This window comes from Symploca atlantica LB2515 (genome assembly GCF_052546295.1).
The window spans coordinates 965,021-981,367 of record NZ_JBQWMT010000001.1 but is presented as its reverse complement, the minus strand read 5'-3'; the positions used below and the strand labels follow the sequence as shown (position 1 = coordinate 981,367).

The window sequence follows — 16,347 nt, the reverse complement described above, 5'->3', positions numbered from 1 at the left end:
GCTCAAGATTGCCATTTAGTTGAGTCAGATGCTTTGATGCGGTAGCCATAAAAGTTAATCTGATACTCAGTAATTTTTACGCCCGTTTGTTGCTCTACTTGCTGGAGCAATTCTGTAGGCAATTCTACATAAACGTCTACAATTTGGTTGGTGTCCAGGCAGTTGACGTGGCTGTGGATATCACTGACATTGCCGTACAGTCTTCCATCAGAGCGCTCAATACACTCGATAATTCCTTGACTAGATAGTGCCTCTAAGTTTTGGTAAACTGATGTGTGACCAATAATCTTGCCTTGTTGATTTAATCGATCATAAATTTCTCTGGCTGAGAGGTGTTCCTTCTCTTGCCAAAGTAGTTCTAGAATGAAGCGACGTTGACGGGAAAGACGCATTCCTTTTATTTGACATTGATCTATGGCGTCTTCAAGTGAACGAATTGGTTTTGCAGCTGCCGCTTCATATTGCATAGTTGATTCTCTTATAGTGATTAGTTGGCTTATCTATATATTCCTTTTCTCTCATGTTATCGATGAGGATCAGACTTCTTAATTTATCCCCCTGTAGATAATTTTGATACTTGATTGGTACTCAATGCTTAGAGGAGAGTTAGCTATTAAAGGCTTTCTCTGGCTATTTGAGTAAAGAACTCTGGGGTGAGCTTGATAGCGCATATATAGATTGAGTTTTACATTACAAGATTTATAATTATCTCTCAAAGAGAAGTTTATTAGGGAAAATCAAAAAACCTGTACTCTGATTCAAGAGATTTGGTTTAATGACTACTCCGGTTTGATTTTTGATTAAATAGAAATTTTGCTAGGGGAATTGATCTTTCTACAAGTTATTGGAGAGTACACTCTTAGCTCTTGAGGTTTTATCTATAGAACCCTAAAGCAAACTCATTACCACTTTAGCTTAGATGGGGGACTTCTGTCCACTCTATCAGTAGACTTGGGTGATCAGTGGATTGAGTTCAGGACTCTTAAAAACAGGAAGAAATTCTACTCTAGTAATCTGGTAGATTGCCTTTATTGATAAAGCAGAGTTTAGAGTCTTTCAATTTCAGGAAAAACTCTAACCATGATCAAATAAATTTTGTCAGAAATTTTTTTAGGGTTGAACTGTCCTCAATTTCGGTTCAAAGTTTTGCGAAAAACTGTAATCTTTACTTCTAGTAAGACTTAGACAGATTTCAAGCCCAAACAAAGCCCAAAGCAGCTTTGTGAGCAAAGAATACGTCCCGATTGTGGTTCAACCACTCCATAAAACGGAAAGACATCGCTGTCCGAAACGCCTCTAATGCTTCAGTAAAGGTGTTTAAAGGTTTCGATGCCCAACGCCGTCTTAATCCTCCGGTTAAAGTGTGCCATAAAATAAATGTATAGGCACAAAACACAAGCATGAAATGTCTTATCAGGCTTCTATAATCTCTGACTTGATATTCAGATAAACCCAACCAGCCTTTGGCTTCCCGATAGAAAACTTCTACCCAATTTCTTTGAGAGTAGGTAGTTACTATCCAATCGGCTGTGGCTTTTGTTGATTCAACATTGGTAATAAAATAGTCAACATCACTAGCTTGGTCGAAGGTTGAGGCATTCATGACGATAGCAATTGTTCTCTTTCCTTCAAGCTGTGAGAGTTCAACTTCTACAGGAGCCACCCAAACGGTTTTCAGTTTATCTAGATTGATTTGAACAGGGGTAAAATCTTTTGGCGACAAGGATTCGGCTAACTTATCTAGGCGAATCTCTTCTCGTTGACTTATCCCTATTTCAATTATCACCTTACGGTTTTTGGCTAATCCTCCTATATACTTGAGTTTCCTTTTTTCCAGTTCCAGCAAAAACGTTGTGTTATTTCCATACCCAGCATCAATTAATACGATACCCGGTCGATATCCTCTGTTCATGCTGCGGTCAATTAATGCTAAGCCTAACTCCGGCTTTTTCTGGAATTCAATATCTTTTTTTCCTTCAGCTAAAGAACTAGCGTGTTGAGATAACTCTATATCTAACGGTAGGCTTTTTTTCCCATCATATAGATGAGTTGTTACCACTACTATTCCGTTGTCTGTCTTCCCGATTTCTCCAATGTACTGTCGTCCTACTCCCGCCGTGAAATTGCCACTTTTCCTATGTCCTGAGTCATCTACAATTAACGTGAATCCTCTACTTATTCGGGTTGGGCTACACTGATTCATCACCAGTAGACGCCGCTCATTTACCTGTTGAGCATTCCAGGGGGCTTCCGTTAAAAAATGATGTAATCGGTGGTAAGTCACTCCCACCGCGTTATCCGCCATTTGAGACAGGTTTTTTCCTTCACTTTCCCCTAATAATCCCCCAATATAGTTCCTAAACTCCCTTTTTTGCGCTTGATGTCTCCAGACATCATCAAAGCGTTTGCACCATCTATCGAAGCAAGGAGGCATGGCGGCGGGGGTTGTCTCTTTCATGTCTTACACTCTAATGTCAAATGGCTGCCATGCCTAAATTATACCTTTATTAACTCTTTATTTTCGTTTAAGTCCCGCTAGATGTTCTAGGAATTGGAGCCAGTGACTCTTGAGTAAAATTACTTAGTCCAGCAGCACTCAAGAGTTTTGCCCAATCAGAAGTCACTACTAAATCAGTAGGATGATCACGGCGCAACTGAACCAACGTCGCTAGAGCATCATGCCAAATCTCTGCGTCTGCATAAAGCTCAACTTTCCTTGAGGCTGATGCTTGCTTGAGCTGATTTTCTACGATAGGACTTAAGGCTACCCGTCTAACCCATCCTTCCACCACAACATCCATTGAGCGCTCATCTCCCTGGCAAATGACCGAGAAAGACCATTTATAGTCTTGATCTACCTGCAAAGGTGACAATCCCACTTGAGTAGGTAGGCTGATGGCGACGATACCAGGGAGACCATTAGTTCTGAAAGTAGCTTGATACACTTCGTTACCTTCTCGATCTTCCAAGGCAAACTCTACCGGTGGCGGCGGCATTTGAAATGAGAGATTAGGCATGTAAATGAAAAAAGTAGGGTAGGGTGCCACCGTTACCCCAAAGTGACTTTTAGGAAGTAATGCTGTGAGCGGTTTATCAGCCACTGGACAGCCTCTGCCGGGAGTACGAGTTCCAGCCCCTTCTACGCGCCTGGGTGTGCCAATACCTCTTGGTGGCTGATATTTTTTTGTTTCCCAGCGTTGGGGAATTCCTTGAGCAAGAAGAGTTTGCGGCAGTTGTCCTAGCAGGAGGAACACCGTGATTAAGGCTGACTTGAAAAAAAGTTTTGCAGAAAAGCTGAAGCAAACAAACCTTACCTGTGCCATGAAATCAATTGCTTATTGGTTGCTAATGTTTCTGGCACCCTGATAAAAAGGATCTTGAGAAATTTTGTCTATCTTCGCAGAATCGAGAAGTTTTTTCCAGGCAGCTGCTAAGTTGGGATCATTGGGTTGATTGCGTCGTAAATCTACGAGGGTTCCCAATGTCTCGTACCAAAGCCGAGCGTCTGCATATAAAGTCAGACGTTCTTGAAGAGTTGCCCGGGAAAAGCGTATTGCTAATAGGGGATCGGGTTTAACTCGCTTGATCCTGCCTGAGATCAGGATATCGGCTCCTCTGTCTAGGGGATCACAAACCAAGGCTAATTGCCATTGATATTCCTGGTTAATCTTCAAAGGAGAAAGATTAGCAGAACTAGGAAGGGTTAAACTCCTGATGCTGGGAGTGGTTGAGATACTTCCGTTGGAATTGACCAAGCTGTACTTAGTTGAATAAATCTCCTGATCGTTGCTCTCTTTGAGTACAAACTCTACCGCTGATGCTGAGGTTGAGGGCATGTACCAAAAAATAGTTGGATACTCAGCTATTGTTTGCCCCATACCAGAAGCCGGAACCAGAGCAACCGGTGACTGACCAGCCTGAAGGCAACTATCATAGCCATCAGGCCCTCTAGTTGCTCCACCTTCAGTATTACTGGGTCTCGAAGATCCCGGCGGTTTGGGCGTTAATGAATTTTCCCATTGAGCCGGTAATCTCCTGCTAAGGGAAGGATAATTCAACTGTAGTGGTGTTTGAGCTATCTCTTTGCCCAAGAGTAGCTCTGCAATGCTACCGGATTGTGGATTCTCTCTTAGTTGCCAGCGTTTTGGTATTTCTTTGGCAAGAAGCTCTTGCGGAGCCTGTACCAGAGTTAAAAAGGCTGTGATTAAGAAAAGTTTCAGAAAGATTCCTAAAGAAAATTTTAAAAAATGGCACCTGATCTGCGACATGAGAGTTATTTTGTGTTGTTGGTGGTCAATGTTTTTTGCACCTGAAACCAAGGTTCTTCTTCTTCATAAGTTGTGCGCAGCTCCACTGAATCCATCAGTTTGTTCCAGGCTTCTGTGAGTTCAGGATCTTGGGGGCGTTCACGCCGTAGAGAGACTAGAGTACCCAAAGTCTCATACCAAAGTCGAGCGTCTGCGTATAAAGCCACCAAATCTTGGGAGTTTGCTTGGCTAGTGCGAATTGCCAGAGTAGGGCTGAATTGAACTCGCTTAATTTTGCCTCCAACACTTACATTTGCCGAGGGATCAGAAGGTTTACAGATTAAGGACAACTGCCATTGGTATTCCTGATCAACTTCTAGTGGCGAGAGATTAGCAAAGGCAGGAAGAGTTAAGTTCATAATGCCAGGAAGGCTGACGCTATCCTCCGTAGACTTTGCCAATACATACTTTACTGAGTAAACCTCCTGATCATTTGCATTCTTGAGTACAAACTCTACTCCTGATGCCGATGTTTCTGGCATATACCAAAATATGGTAGGATAGGCAGTCACTGTTGTTCCTGTGCCGGAAACTGGAACCATTGCGGTAAGAGGTCTTCCGCCCTTAAAGCAAGGACCACGCGTTGCCCCTCCTTCCCGATCAACAGGAGCGTTACGTCCTGGATTTGGAGAGTTGGGTGTGCGAAATTCCCATGACTGAGGCAGCCTACTGCCAAGAGAAGTAGTTTCTATGGGGGCTAGTACTTGTGCTTTTACACTAATCGACAGCCCAATTATCAGAGCTAAGGCCAGTAAAGTTAAGCGTGATGAGCGTGTGAACCAAGCCATGATCAAAGCATTTCCTGCGATAACAGGTTCTATTTGTAAAGATGGTGAAACAGAAGCTGAGGTTCCAACACACTGGTGTCAAGTCTATGATAATCAGGTTCGTAAGAGAGCTTCTGCTTGAGTTTCAATATTTAATAACTTGACGCACCGGAGGTATTGGCAAATAAGTTTGCCACTCTTGCATATATATTATTTGGATTGAGCATGATTCCTGACTCGGCTTCCTCGGTGTCCTTAAAACACAACCCCAGCTTCCGCACCATTAGACCAATTGTGGCTTACTCCCTACAGGGAATAGCATTTTGGAGAGAAAAACTTCTCGCCATTGACGCCACCAGCGGTTATTTACTGCAAATAGATCCACTCAGTGATAACACAAAGATTGTCAACTCGTCTCGTGAATCAGATCTTACTGGTGCTAGTGGTCTAGCAATTTCAGAGGGAACTCTCTGGTTAACTAGGAACAATAGTGTTTACTGGAGCAATTTTGAGGCTGATTTAGCACTCCACCACTTTGTTACTTTGCCCTACCCAGCTAATGGAGTTGCCGTTAAAGAATCAACTATTTATATTACCTGCAAAAAAGCTGGGTGTATTTTTGTCTACCAGCGTGAAACGGCACGTGAAATTACTCGGTTGTATGCACCTGGTGTTGGCGTTGAACATATTACAGTGCGTGATGAAGAACTCTGGCTCTCTGATGCTGACGAACAGAGCGTTTATTGTCTTGACCGAGGAACCGGCGCAATTCAATTTAGTGTTCTTACACCTTTTGAGAAACCCACAGGTTTAGCTTTTCATACTGACCCCCAAAGCGCTAAGGATATTCTCTACGTCGCCTACGCCTCTGAAGAACCCTATATCAGAGACAATCCTAATGCTGAGCCCAATTTTGAATTGCAGTATCGCGATCGCAGTTTTATTCACCCTTTGCATTTTCACTACAACCCAGAAAGTCGCTATGCCCTCTCTAATGGCTATCTCATCGAAATGTCTTATGTCGAAGAACTAGCACCTCTGGAAGATCTAGAACTTAAAGACGTAGAATGGCGCATTGCCTTACCATCAGAAACTGACCGGCAAAAAGTTAAAAAAATTGAAGCTATCGGTCTACCTTTTACTGAGGAAATTCAAGATGGTCAGCGAGTAGCTGTTTTTAAATTTGATGTTCTTAAGCCGGGTGAGCGTCATCTCTTTGGCTGGAAAGCTTTGCTGGAAGTATGGAGTATTAAGTATCGACTGACACCGCGAGATGTAGAGAGTCTAACCGAGCTTCCGGAAGACTTGCAAACTCGCTATCTGGTAGATAATGATAAGTTGGCCATGGATACGGAGATCATTCGCCGTGCAGCTAGTGAAGCGATTGGTCGGGAAACAAATCTATTGCGAAAAATTTACAGCATTCGCAATTACGTCTACGATCGACTCTCGTACCACGTTACGCCTAAAATAGAGACGCCAGATATTGTTTTTGAGAGGGGTATTGGCTCCTGTGGCGAGTATCTGGGCGTGCTACTAGCTCTGGGGCGGCTTAATGGCATTGCTTGTAGAACTATTGGTCGCTATAAGTGTCCTCCCCACCCCGATAAGCTAGGTGTCTCTCTAGAGCCAGATTTTAATCATGTCTGGATGGAATTTTATGTACCAGGATGGGGCTGGTTACCAATGGAATCGAGTGCTGATGATACTCTTGAGGGGGGGCCTTACCCAACCAGGTTTTTCATGGGTCTATCTTGGTATCACGTGGAGATTGGCAAAGGAATTACTTTTGAAAGCCTTAAAAGCGAAGGCGCTCCCGTAGACAAAGAAAAAATTTCTATCGGCGCATTAGCAATTAATCACGTTAAATTTACCATTTTGCAAGAACTAGGTATTGATAATTAGTAATCGACGAAGGGTAGTTGGTGAAAATTGGTTACCCTTGGCTGTAAATCTTGAATCTCTCCTATTTCTGAACACTAGAAACGAATACAGATAATGGAAGTTATCCCAGCAATTGATTTACTTGATGGGCGGTGCGTACGACTCTACCAGGGAGACTATGCACAAGCCCAGGTGTTTAACGACAATCCGACAGAAGTTGCCAAACTTTGGGTTGATCAGGGAGCATCCAGGTTGCATGTTGTTGATCTAGATGGTGCAAAATCTGGCAACCCGGTTAACACTAAGGCAATTGAAGAAATTGTGGAGACAGTATCTGTACCCGTACAGGTAGGGGGGGGATTGCGTAATCACCTGGGTGTTACTCAACTACTCAGTCTTGGTGTTGAGCAAGTTATTCTGGGTACTGTCGCGGTGGAAGAACCATCTTTGGTGAAACATTTATGCGAAGAGTTTCCTGGGAAAATTTTAGTAGGGATTGATGCTCGTCAAGGACGGGTTGCTACTCGCGGCTGGTTAGAAACTTCAGAAGTGACTGCTATAGACCTAGCTGAGCAAATGACCAAAATGGGAGTTGCTGCGATTATCTATACAGATATCCATCGTGATGGTACGCTAGCCGGTCCCAATCTAGAAACTCTCAGAGAGCTGGCTGCTGGTGTCTCGATTCCCGTGATTGCTTCTGGGGGAATCAGTTCCGTTACTGACTTGTTGAGTCTACTAGCTTTACAACCCTTGGGTGTTGGTGGCGTGATTGTCGGTCGTGCTCTTTATACAGGCGATATTTCCCTCAAGGAAGCTATTCAAGCAGTTGGTTCCGGTCGTTGGCAAGATGTTCCTCCAGATACTGGCTTTTCGGCGTTCGCGTAATAGTCATGAAGAGATGGAGGGTAATTCTTCCTCTCTTCATTTTCTTCTTACTCTGTATCCCTAAAAAATCACATTCTTTCGAGAACAGGAATTCCTAGCAAAGATAACCCCAGTTTTATCGTGTGTGCTGTCAGATTGCACAGTACCAACCGTGATGTTCTTGATGGTTCTTCTGCTGGAAGTACAGGACACTTGTCGTAGAATTGGTTAAACTTTTGGCTGAGTTCAAATAAATATTGACAAAGGCGATTGGGCAGCAAATCTTGTTCAAGTTCCTTGAGTACTTCACTCAGTTGTAGTAGGTGCTTCCCTAATACCAACTCTGTATCTTCCTGCAACAGAATCTTCGCCTGAGCTCCTAGTTTCTCGAAATCAATGCCACCTTTCCGGCTAATACCCTGAACTCGTACATAGGCATAAAGCAAGTAAGGTGCTGTATTGCCTTGTAGAGCAAGCATTTTGTCAAAGCTAAAAATGTAATTACTAGTGCGGTTTTGACCTAGATCAGCATACTTAACAGCACTAATGCCAACTACTTGAGCGACGTGTGCTTTAAATTCCTCTGTCTCTTCGCGACCTTCTGTTTCTAGTCTGGTTTCGAGGTCAGCGCGAGCCCTGGCGATCGCTTCATCCAACAAATGCCGCAATCTCACTGTTTCTCCAGAGCGTGTTTTTAATTTCTTGCCATCTTCCCCTTGCACTAAACCGAAGGGAACATGTACTACTTCAACTTTATCTGTTAGCCAACCAGCCCTTCGTGCTACCTGAAATACTTGGGCGAAATGGTTAGCTTGTCCAGCATCGGTGACGTAAATAATTCGGTCTGCGCTGTCCTCCTGAATTCGGTAACGTAGTGCCGCTAAGTCAGTAGTGGCATAGTTGTAACCGCCACTAGATTTTTGGACAATCAAAGGCAGAGGCTCACCTTCTTTGTTGGTAAATCCTTCTAAGAAAACGCACTGAGCACCAGCATCCTCTACTAGCAAGCCTGACTGCTTCAGGTCTTCTACTACACTAGAAAGTAATGGATTATAGAAAGACTCACCCCGTTCTGTCACCTGGATATCCAGCAAGTCGTAAATAGCCTGAAACTCTCGTCTTGATTGCTCGCAGAGTAATTGCCAAGCATGTCTGCTATCTTGTGATCCCCCTTGCAATTTCACAACTTCTTGGCGAGCAATTTCTTGAAACTCCTCATCAGTGTCAAATCGCTGTTTAGCCTGCCGATAAAAAGTGACTAAATCTCCTAAGTTGAGAGCATTAGATGTGGTTAAGGCTTCTGGGTAGGCTTCCCGGAGATAAGCGATCAGCATGCCAAACTGAGTACCCCAATCGCCTACATGATTCAGCCTGAGAACTTCGTAACCCCGAAATTCGAGAATGCGAGCCAGAGAATCCCCAATGATGGTAGAACGCAAGTGTCCGACATGCATCTCTTTGGCAATGTTCGGTGAGGAAAAATCGACAACTACCCGTAACGGTGTCTTGGCTTGTTCTACGCCTAAGTGAGGGTCTGTAGCAATTTCGCTGAGTTTTGCTTCCAAGTATGCTGGTTCCAAGGTCAAATTAATAAACCCTGGTCCGGCAATTGTCGGCGATTGGCAAATGCCACTAACATCCAAATTTTGCAATATTTGCTGAGCGATCGCTCGTGGTGGTTGTCCTAACTGTTTACTCAAAGGCAAAGCAATGTTTGACTGGTAATCTCCAAATTTAGGATTACTAGCGGGTACTACCATCGGATCTATCCCCACTAAATTCGAGCCTAAGGCTGCGGTTAATGCTTGAGTAAATTTAATTCTTAGCTGTTCGATTATAGATTTCATGATGTGAGGTGAATGCACTCAAAGAGTACTTGCTTTGCTTGCCGCCTAGTAGCAGTGTATTTTTACCATGATTTGAGCTTTCAGTAAGCTGACATCTATTTATGGCTACCGTCGACATGGGATGGCATTGGATAATCAGGTGACGAATCGAGGGTAAGGAAAACAAGAGGAAGAGAACCGCCAAAAATCTCCAATCATCCCGTGACTATGCAAATCCTTTGATATTGTGTTCTAGATTCATACTTAAATCTAGCCAAGCTGAGCGAGTTACTGGGGCGCTACTGGAAATAAAATCAACACCAGTTTGGGCCACGGCACGAATTGTTTCCAAGGTAATGTTACCTGATGCCTCGATCTTGACCTGATGGTGATGAGAGCGAATTAGTTCAACGGCTTGGCAAGCTAAATCGAGTGGCATATTGTCCAGCATAATTATGTCTACACAGTTTTCGAGGGCAGTTTCCACTTCATTCAAGGTCGTTGTTTCAACTTCAATGCTTAGGGGGTAGGGAATTTTTCCCCGAATCTGGGCAACTGCTTCGGTAATACCACCGGCAGCTTTGATGTGATTATCCTTAATCATCACCGCATCATCTAATCCCAAACGATGATTTAGTGCTCCTCCTACTTGAGAAGCATATTTTTCTAATAGTCTCAAACCAGGGGTTGTTTTTCTGGTATCTACTAGTCGTGCTGGTAAATCAGAAATTGTCTCGACATACTCGCGAGTAAGTGTAGCAATACCACTGAGGCGCATTGCTAGGTTCAAAGCAACTCTTTCTCCTGTCAGGAGAACATCTAGAGAACCTTGAAGTTGAGCGATAACTTGTCCTGGAGTGCAGGATTCACCTTCTGCAATGGTTGAGATAAAGCTAAAGTTGGAGGCTGATCTATCTACTTGAGTTGCATTGCTCAATAACTGAAAGGCGCGAGCTGCTACTGGTAATCCAGCGACAACTCCTGCTTGCTTGGCTATCCACTGAGCTTTGCCAAAACTCGCCTTGTTGGTGAGTAAGCTTTGAGTAGTGCGGTCTCCTCGACCAATATCTTCTAACAACCAGGTATGCAAGAGCGGATCTAACCCGATCCAAGAGGGCAAAACAGCACTCAGGCTCATAGTAGTAGTCATCTTATTAAAGTTGGTTGTGTTTTCTCAATCTCCAGTATCGATGTTCCACCATGGTGGTAGTAATTTCTTGATTCTGGTCTTTGGGTAATGAGGAGAGATGAATTCAGAAAAGCCCAGAAAGCCTGTCCTCAGAGGTTTTTCAAGATTTTCAAAATATTTTCCCAAAAAAGGTTGACAAGAAAGAGAAAGGAGGATTATATTAGTAAAGCGCTTGAGGGGAAGACAAACGACTCCCAAGCCCCGAACCTAGACAAAGCAATAGTTTGAAAGCTTTAAAAGAGCATTGGCACTCGTCAAGTAAATTGAAAGTGAAAGGGTTAGCCCTGACACTAGCATAAGAGATAACGAGAGAACCAGGAACTAGAAGCGCAAGCAACTGGAACCACAAATTCTCAAAAACAACACGGAGAGTTTGATCCTGGCTCAGGATGAACGCTGGCGGTATGCCTAACACATGCAAGTCGAACGCACCTTTCGGGGTGAGTGGCGGACGGGTGAGTAACGCGTGAGAATCTGCCTTTTGGTCGGGGACAACCACTGGAAACGGTGGCTAATACCGGATGTGCCTACGGGTGAAAGATTTATTGCCAAAAGAGGAGCTCGCGTCTGATTAGCTAGTTGGTGGGGTAAAGGCTTACCAAGGCAGCGATCAGTAGCTGGTCTGAGAGGACGATCAGCCACACTGGGACTGAGACACGGCCCAGACTCCTACGGGAGGCAGCAGTGGGGAATTTTCCGCAATGGGCGAAAGCCTGACGGAGCAATACCGCGTGAGGGAGGAAGGCTCTTGGGTCGTAAACCTCTTTTGTCAGGGAAGAACACAATGACGGTACCTGACGAATCAGCATCGGCTAACTCCGTGCCAGCAGCCGCGGTAATACGGAGGATGCAAGCGTTATCCGGAATTATTGGGCGTAAAGCGTCCGCAGGTGGCTTGTCAAGTCTGCTGTCAAAGACTGGGGCTTAACTCCGGGCAGGCAGTGGAAACTGACAGGCTAGAGTGCAGGAGGGGTAGAGGGAATTCCCGGTGTAGCGGTGAAATGCGTAGATATCGGGAAGAACATCGGTGGCGAAGGCGCTCTACTGGACTGCAACTGACACTCAGGGACGAAAGCTAGGGGAGCGAATGGGATTAGATACCCCAGTAGTCCTAGCCGTAAACGATGGATACTAGGTGTGGCTTGTATCGACCCGAGCCGTGCCGTAGCTAACGCGTTAAGTATCCCGCCTGGGGAGTACGCGCGCAAGCGTGAAACTCAAAGGAATTGACGGGGGCCCGCACAAGCGGTGGAGTATGTGGTTTAATTCGATGCAACGCGAAGAACCTTACCAGGGCTTGACATGTCGCGAATCTCCGGGAAACTGGGGAGTGCCTTCGGGAGCGCGAACACAGGTGGTGCATGGCTGTCGTCAGCTCGTGTCGTGAGATGTTGGGTTAAGTCCCGCAACGAGCGCAACCCTCGTTTTTAGTTGCCAGCACTTCGGGTGGGCACTCTAGAGAGACTGCCGGTGACAAACCGGAGGAAGGTGGGGATGACGTCAAGTCAGCATGCCCCTTACGTCCTGGGCTACACACGTACTACAATGGTAGGGACAGAGGGCAGCGAACTCGCGAGAGTCAGCGAATCCCGTAAACCCTGCCTCAGTTCAGATTGCAGGCTGCAACTCGCCTGCATGAAGGAGGAATCGCTAGTAATCGCAGGTCAGCATACTGCGGTGAATCCGTTCCCGGGCCTTGTACACACCGCCCGTCACACCATGGAAGCTGGCCACGCCCGAAGTCGTTACCCTAACCTTTCGAGGAGGGGGACGCCGAAGGCAGGGTTGGTGACTGGGGTGAAGTCGTAACAAGGTAGCCGTACCGGAAGGTGTGGCTGGATCACCTCCTTTTTAGGGAGACCTAACTAGTCAGCAACTAAACCCAAATGAAGGTAGCTGAACTAGAGATTAAGGTCGGCCGAGTGTCAATCTCAAAGCTTTCAAACTATTAACTGGTTCGGTTGAAACTCTCTTGAGTGATTAACCAACTATTCCCGGTAACATGGGCTATTAGCTCAGGTGGTTAGAGCGCACCCCTGATAAGGGTGAGGTCCCTGGTTCGAGTCCAGGATGGCCCACCTCAACTGGGAGTGATAGAAGTTCTTCTAGCTTTATCAAACGGCAGCTAAGTCAATCATTGAGCTGCTCTCGAACCAAACTTTGGAGCAATTAGAATTCAGCACCTTTACTGAGACGAAAGTTCAGTGGAATGCTGGATGCTAAATCCAGTCAGCACCTTGAAAACTGCATAGCAATTATTGTGGTCAAAATTTCTGTCAAGTGACGCTCTTGCCCTTGAGGCAAGGAAGTTAACTAGAGAAAAGAGACAAACCAATGTGGTCAAGCTACAAAGGGCTAATGGTGGATACCTAGGCACACAGAGGCGATGAAGGACGTAGCAACCGACGATACGCTCCGGGGAGCTGGAAGCAAGCTTTGAGCCGGAGGTTTCCGAATGGGGCAACCCTAAGTACTGCTCAACGAATCCATAAGTGAGCAAGAGCGAACCCAGTGAACTGAAACATCTTAGTAGCTGGAGGAAAAGAAAGCAACAGCGATTCCCTGAGTAGCGGCGAGCGAAACGGGAAGTAGCCTAAACCACCTAGTATTCTAGGTGGGGTCGTGGGACAGCGACACTAGAGACGTGAGGTTAGAGGAAGCAGTTGAATGCTGCACCAGAGGAGGTGAAAGTCCTGTACTCGAAAGCCAAGTTTCTCTTAGCTGTATCCCGAGTAGCACGGGGCACGTGAAATCCCGTGTGAATCCGCGAGGACCACCTCGTAAGGCTAAATACTCCTGTGTGACCGATAGCGAAACAGTACCGCGAGGGAAAGGTGAAAAGAACCCCGGAAGGGGAGTGAAATAGAACCTGAAACCATTAGCCTACAAGCAATGGGAGGACGATTCAACGTCTGACCGTGTGCCTGTTGAAGAATGAGCCGGCGACTTACAGGTCGTGGCAGGTTAAGGCGAAAATGCCGCAGCCAAAGCGAAAGCGAGTCCGAATAGGGCGTAATGTCACGGTTTGTAGACCCGAACCCGGGTGATCTAACCATGTCCAGGATGAAGCTTGGGTAACACCAAGTGGAGGTCCGCACCGACCGATGTTGAAAAATCGGCGGATGAGGTGTGGTTAGGGGTGAAATGCCAATCGAACTCGGAGCTAGCTGGTTCTCCCCGAAATGTGTTTAGGCGCAGCGGTTGAGATTAAAGCCTGGGGGTAAAGCACTGTTTCGGTGCGGGCTGCGAGAGCGGTACCAAATCGAGACAAACTCAGAATACCAGGTGTACACTCAACTAGTGAGACGGTGGGGGATAAGCTTCATCGTCGAAAGGGAAACAGCCCAGACCACCAGCTAAGGCCCCCAAATGATCACTAAGTGATTAAGGAGGTGGGAGTGCAAAGACAACCAGGAGGTTTGCCTAGAAGCAGCCATCCTTAAAAGAGTGCGTAATAGCTCACTGGTCAAGCGCTCCTGCGCCGAAAATGAACGGGGCTAAGTGATCTGCCGAAGCTGTGGGATAGAAATTCTATCGGTAGGGGAGCGTTCCGTTGGGGGTGAAGCACTAGCGGCAAGCAGGTGTGGACGCAACGGAAGTGAGAATGTCGGCTTGAGTAGCGCAAACATTGGTGAGAATCCAATGCCCCGAAACCCCAAGGGTTCCTCCGGAAGGCTCGTCCGCGGAGGGTTAGTCAGGACCTAAGGCGAGGCCGAAAGGCGTAGTCGATGGCGAACCGGTTAACATTCCCGTACCGTTGAGGGTTGGTGCAGGGGGACGGAGAAGGCTAAACCAGCCGGCGATTGGTAGTGCCGGTTGAAGCATCCGAGGTGAAGAGGGGCGGCGAAAACGCCCTGAGCTGAGGTGCGAGTACGAGGTGCTACGGCACCGAAGTGGTTGATGTCATGCTTCCTAGAAAAGCCCTAAACACCATAAACCTTCAATGCCTGTACCCGAAACCGACACAGGTGGGGGAGTAGAGTATACTAAGGGGCGCGAGATAACTCTCTCTAAGGAACTCGGCAAAATGGCCCCGTAACTTCGGGAGAAGGGGTGCCCACGCGAGTGGGTCGCAGTGAAGAGATCCAGGCGACTGTTTACCAAAAACACAGGTCTCCGCTAAGTCGCAAGACGATGTATGGGGGCTGACGCCTGCCCAGTGCCGGAAGGTTAAGGAAGTCGGTTAGGGGTAACCCGAAGCTGGCGACTGAAGCCCCGGTGAACGGCGGCCGTAACTATAACGGTCCTAAGGTAGCGAAATTCCTTGTCGGGTAAGTTCCGACCCGCACGAAAGGCGTAACGATCTGGATACTGTCTCGGAGAGAGGCTCGGCGAAATAGGAATGTCTGTGAAGATACGGACTACCTGCACTTGGACAGAAAGACCCTATGAAGCTTTACTGTAGCCTGGAATTGGCTCCGGGCTTCGCTTGCGCAGGATAGGTGGGAGGCGTTGAACATACCCTTGTGGGGGTATGGGAGCCATCGGTGAGATACCACTCTGGCGAAGCTAGGATTCTAACCTTGACCCGTAAGCCGGGTGAGGAACAGTTTCAGGTGGGCAGTTTGACTGGGGCGGTCGCCTCCTAAAAGGTAACGGAGGCGCGCAAAGGTTCCCTCAGGCTGGTTGGAAATCAGCCGTAGAGTGTAAAGGCACAAGGGAGCTTGACTGCGAGACCAACAAGTCGAGCAGGGACGAAAGTCGGCCTTAGTGATCCGACGGCACTGAGTGGAAGGGCCGTCGCTCAACGGATAAAAGTTACTCTAGGGATAACAGGCTGATCTCCCCCAAGAGTCCATATCGACGGGGAGGTTTGGCACCTCGATGTCGGCTCATCGCAACCTGGGGCGGAAGTACGTCCCAAGGGTTGGGCTGTTCGCCCATTAAAGCGGTACGTGAGCTGGGTTCAGAACGTCGTGAGACAGTTCGGTCCATATCCGGTGCAGGCGCAAGAGCATTGAGAGGAGCCCTCCTTAGTACGAGAGGACCGGGAGGGACGCACCGCTGGTGTACCAGTTATCGTGCCAACGGTAGACGCTGGGTAGCCAAGTGCGGAGTGGATAACTGCTGAAAGCATCTAAGTAGGAAGCCCACCTCAAGATGAGTGCTCTCACCACGTTAAGTGGGTAAGGTCACAGGAAGAACACCTGTTAATAGGCGCTAGGTGGAAGTCCAGTAATGGATGCAGCCAAGGCGTGCTAACCGACCGAGGGCTTGACCTCATGGTTTGTTTGATGAAACCACAACTTTAATTAATTGCTATGCAGTCTTGAGGGTGATTACACCATCCTGGTGCTTAAGGCGTGATGGCCCCACTCCGACCCTTCCCGAACTCGGTTGTGAAACGTTACTGCGGCGAAGATACTTTGGGGGTAGCCCCACGGGAAAATAGCTCAGTGCCAGGTCGATTTTACGAAAAACCCCCTTTCCTTACAGAAGGGGGGTTTTTTGTTTTGATTTATTTGCTAAATAAAACTCTTCCGATTTGCTATTTAAGCCCAATAATC

Annotated in this window: 9 protein-coding genes, 1 tRNA gene and 3 rRNA genes; 6 read left to right on the top strand and 7 right to left on the bottom strand. The window is 46.7% G+C overall.

All coding sequences use genetic code 11. The annotated features are described in order from the left end of the window. Nucleotides 1–2: 2 nt before the first annotated feature. The 5 genes from ACT7WV_RS04185 to ACT7WV_RS04165 form a co-directional block, all read right to left on the bottom strand. Nucleotides 3–467: a Fur family transcriptional regulator gene (locus ACT7WV_RS04185; RefSeq protein ID WP_445101691.1), complete on the bottom strand. Its 465-nt coding sequence runs from the start codon at nt 465–467 to the stop codon at nt 3–5. 725 nt (nt 468–1,192) lie between these two features. Then, nucleotides 1,193–2,458, bottom strand: a complete 1,266-nt coding sequence (locus ACT7WV_RS04180) for an IS701 family transposase (protein WP_445101297.1) — start codon at nt 2,456–2,458, stop codon at nt 1,193–1,195. Between the two features lie 67 nt (nt 2,459–2,525). Continuing rightward, nucleotides 2,526–3,323 (bottom strand): DUF928 domain-containing protein, encoded by a 798-nt coding sequence (locus ACT7WV_RS04175; protein ID WP_445101690.1) that lies wholly within the window; start codon nt 3,321–3,323, stop codon nt 2,526–2,528. A 12-nt stretch (nt 3,324–3,335) separates the two neighbouring features. Then, nucleotides 3,336–4,268 carry a DUF928 domain-containing protein gene (locus ACT7WV_RS04170; protein WP_445101689.1) on the bottom strand — a complete coding sequence of 311 codons (933 nt, stop codon included), beginning with the start codon at nt 4,266–4,268 and terminating at the stop codon, nt 3,336–3,338. Nucleotides 4,269–4,273: 5 nt separating this feature from the next. After that, nucleotides 4,274–5,095 (bottom strand): DUF928 domain-containing protein, encoded by an 822-nt coding sequence (locus ACT7WV_RS04165; protein ID WP_445101688.1) that lies wholly within the window; start codon nt 5,093–5,095, stop codon nt 4,274–4,276. A gap of 204 nt (nt 5,096–5,299) precedes the next feature. Between ACT7WV_RS04165 and ACT7WV_RS04160 the strand changes: the two genes are divergently transcribed. Together ACT7WV_RS04160 and hisA are read left to right on the top strand one after the other, a co-directional pair. After that, nucleotides 5,300–6,979 (top strand): transglutaminase domain-containing protein, encoded by a 1,680-nt coding sequence (locus ACT7WV_RS04160; RefSeq protein ID WP_445101687.1) that lies wholly within the window; start codon nt 5,300–5,302, stop codon nt 6,977–6,979. Nucleotides 6,980–7,072: 93 nt separating this feature from the next. Next, nucleotides 7,073–7,846, top strand: coding sequence for a 1-(5-phosphoribosyl)-5-[(5-phosphoribosylamino)methylideneamino]imidazole-4-carboxamide isomerase (hisA, locus tag ACT7WV_RS04155; RefSeq protein WP_445101686.1), 774 nt, complete (start codon nt 7,073–7,075; stop codon nt 7,844–7,846). A 68-nt stretch (nt 7,847–7,914) separates the two neighbouring features. On the opposite strand, the gene argS is transcribed toward hisA, so the two are convergent. Continuing rightward, nucleotides 7,915–9,672, bottom strand: coding sequence for an arginine--tRNA ligase (gene argS / locus ACT7WV_RS04150; protein WP_445101685.1), 1,758 nt, complete (start codon nt 9,670–9,672; stop codon nt 7,915–7,917). A gap of 205 nt (nt 9,673–9,877) precedes the next feature. Then, complete coding sequence (nadC, locus tag ACT7WV_RS04145) at nt 9,878–10,789, bottom strand: carboxylating nicotinate-nucleotide diphosphorylase (protein WP_463424216.1); 912 nt, start codon at nt 10,787–10,789, stop codon at nt 9,878–9,880. Nucleotides 10,790–11,201: 412 nt separating this feature from the next. Between nadC and ACT7WV_RS04140 the strand changes: the two genes are divergently transcribed. From ACT7WV_RS04140 to rrf, 4 genes are all read left to right on the top strand, one after another. Further along, a 16S ribosomal RNA gene (locus tag ACT7WV_RS04140) occupies nt 11,202–12,691 on the top strand. Between the two features lie 153 nt (nt 12,692–12,844). Further along, a tRNA-Ile gene (locus ACT7WV_RS04135) sits at nt 12,845–12,918 on the top strand. A gap of 260 nt (nt 12,919–13,178) precedes the next feature. After that, nucleotides 13,179–16,062, top strand: a 23S ribosomal RNA gene (locus ACT7WV_RS04130). A 66-nt stretch (nt 16,063–16,128) separates the two neighbouring features. Then, nucleotides 16,129–16,245 (top strand): 5S ribosomal RNA (rrf, locus tag ACT7WV_RS04125). The 16S, 23S and 5S rRNA genes sit together here with 1 tRNA gene alongside, the layout of an rRNA operon. Nucleotides 16,246–16,347 lie beyond the last annotated feature (102 nt).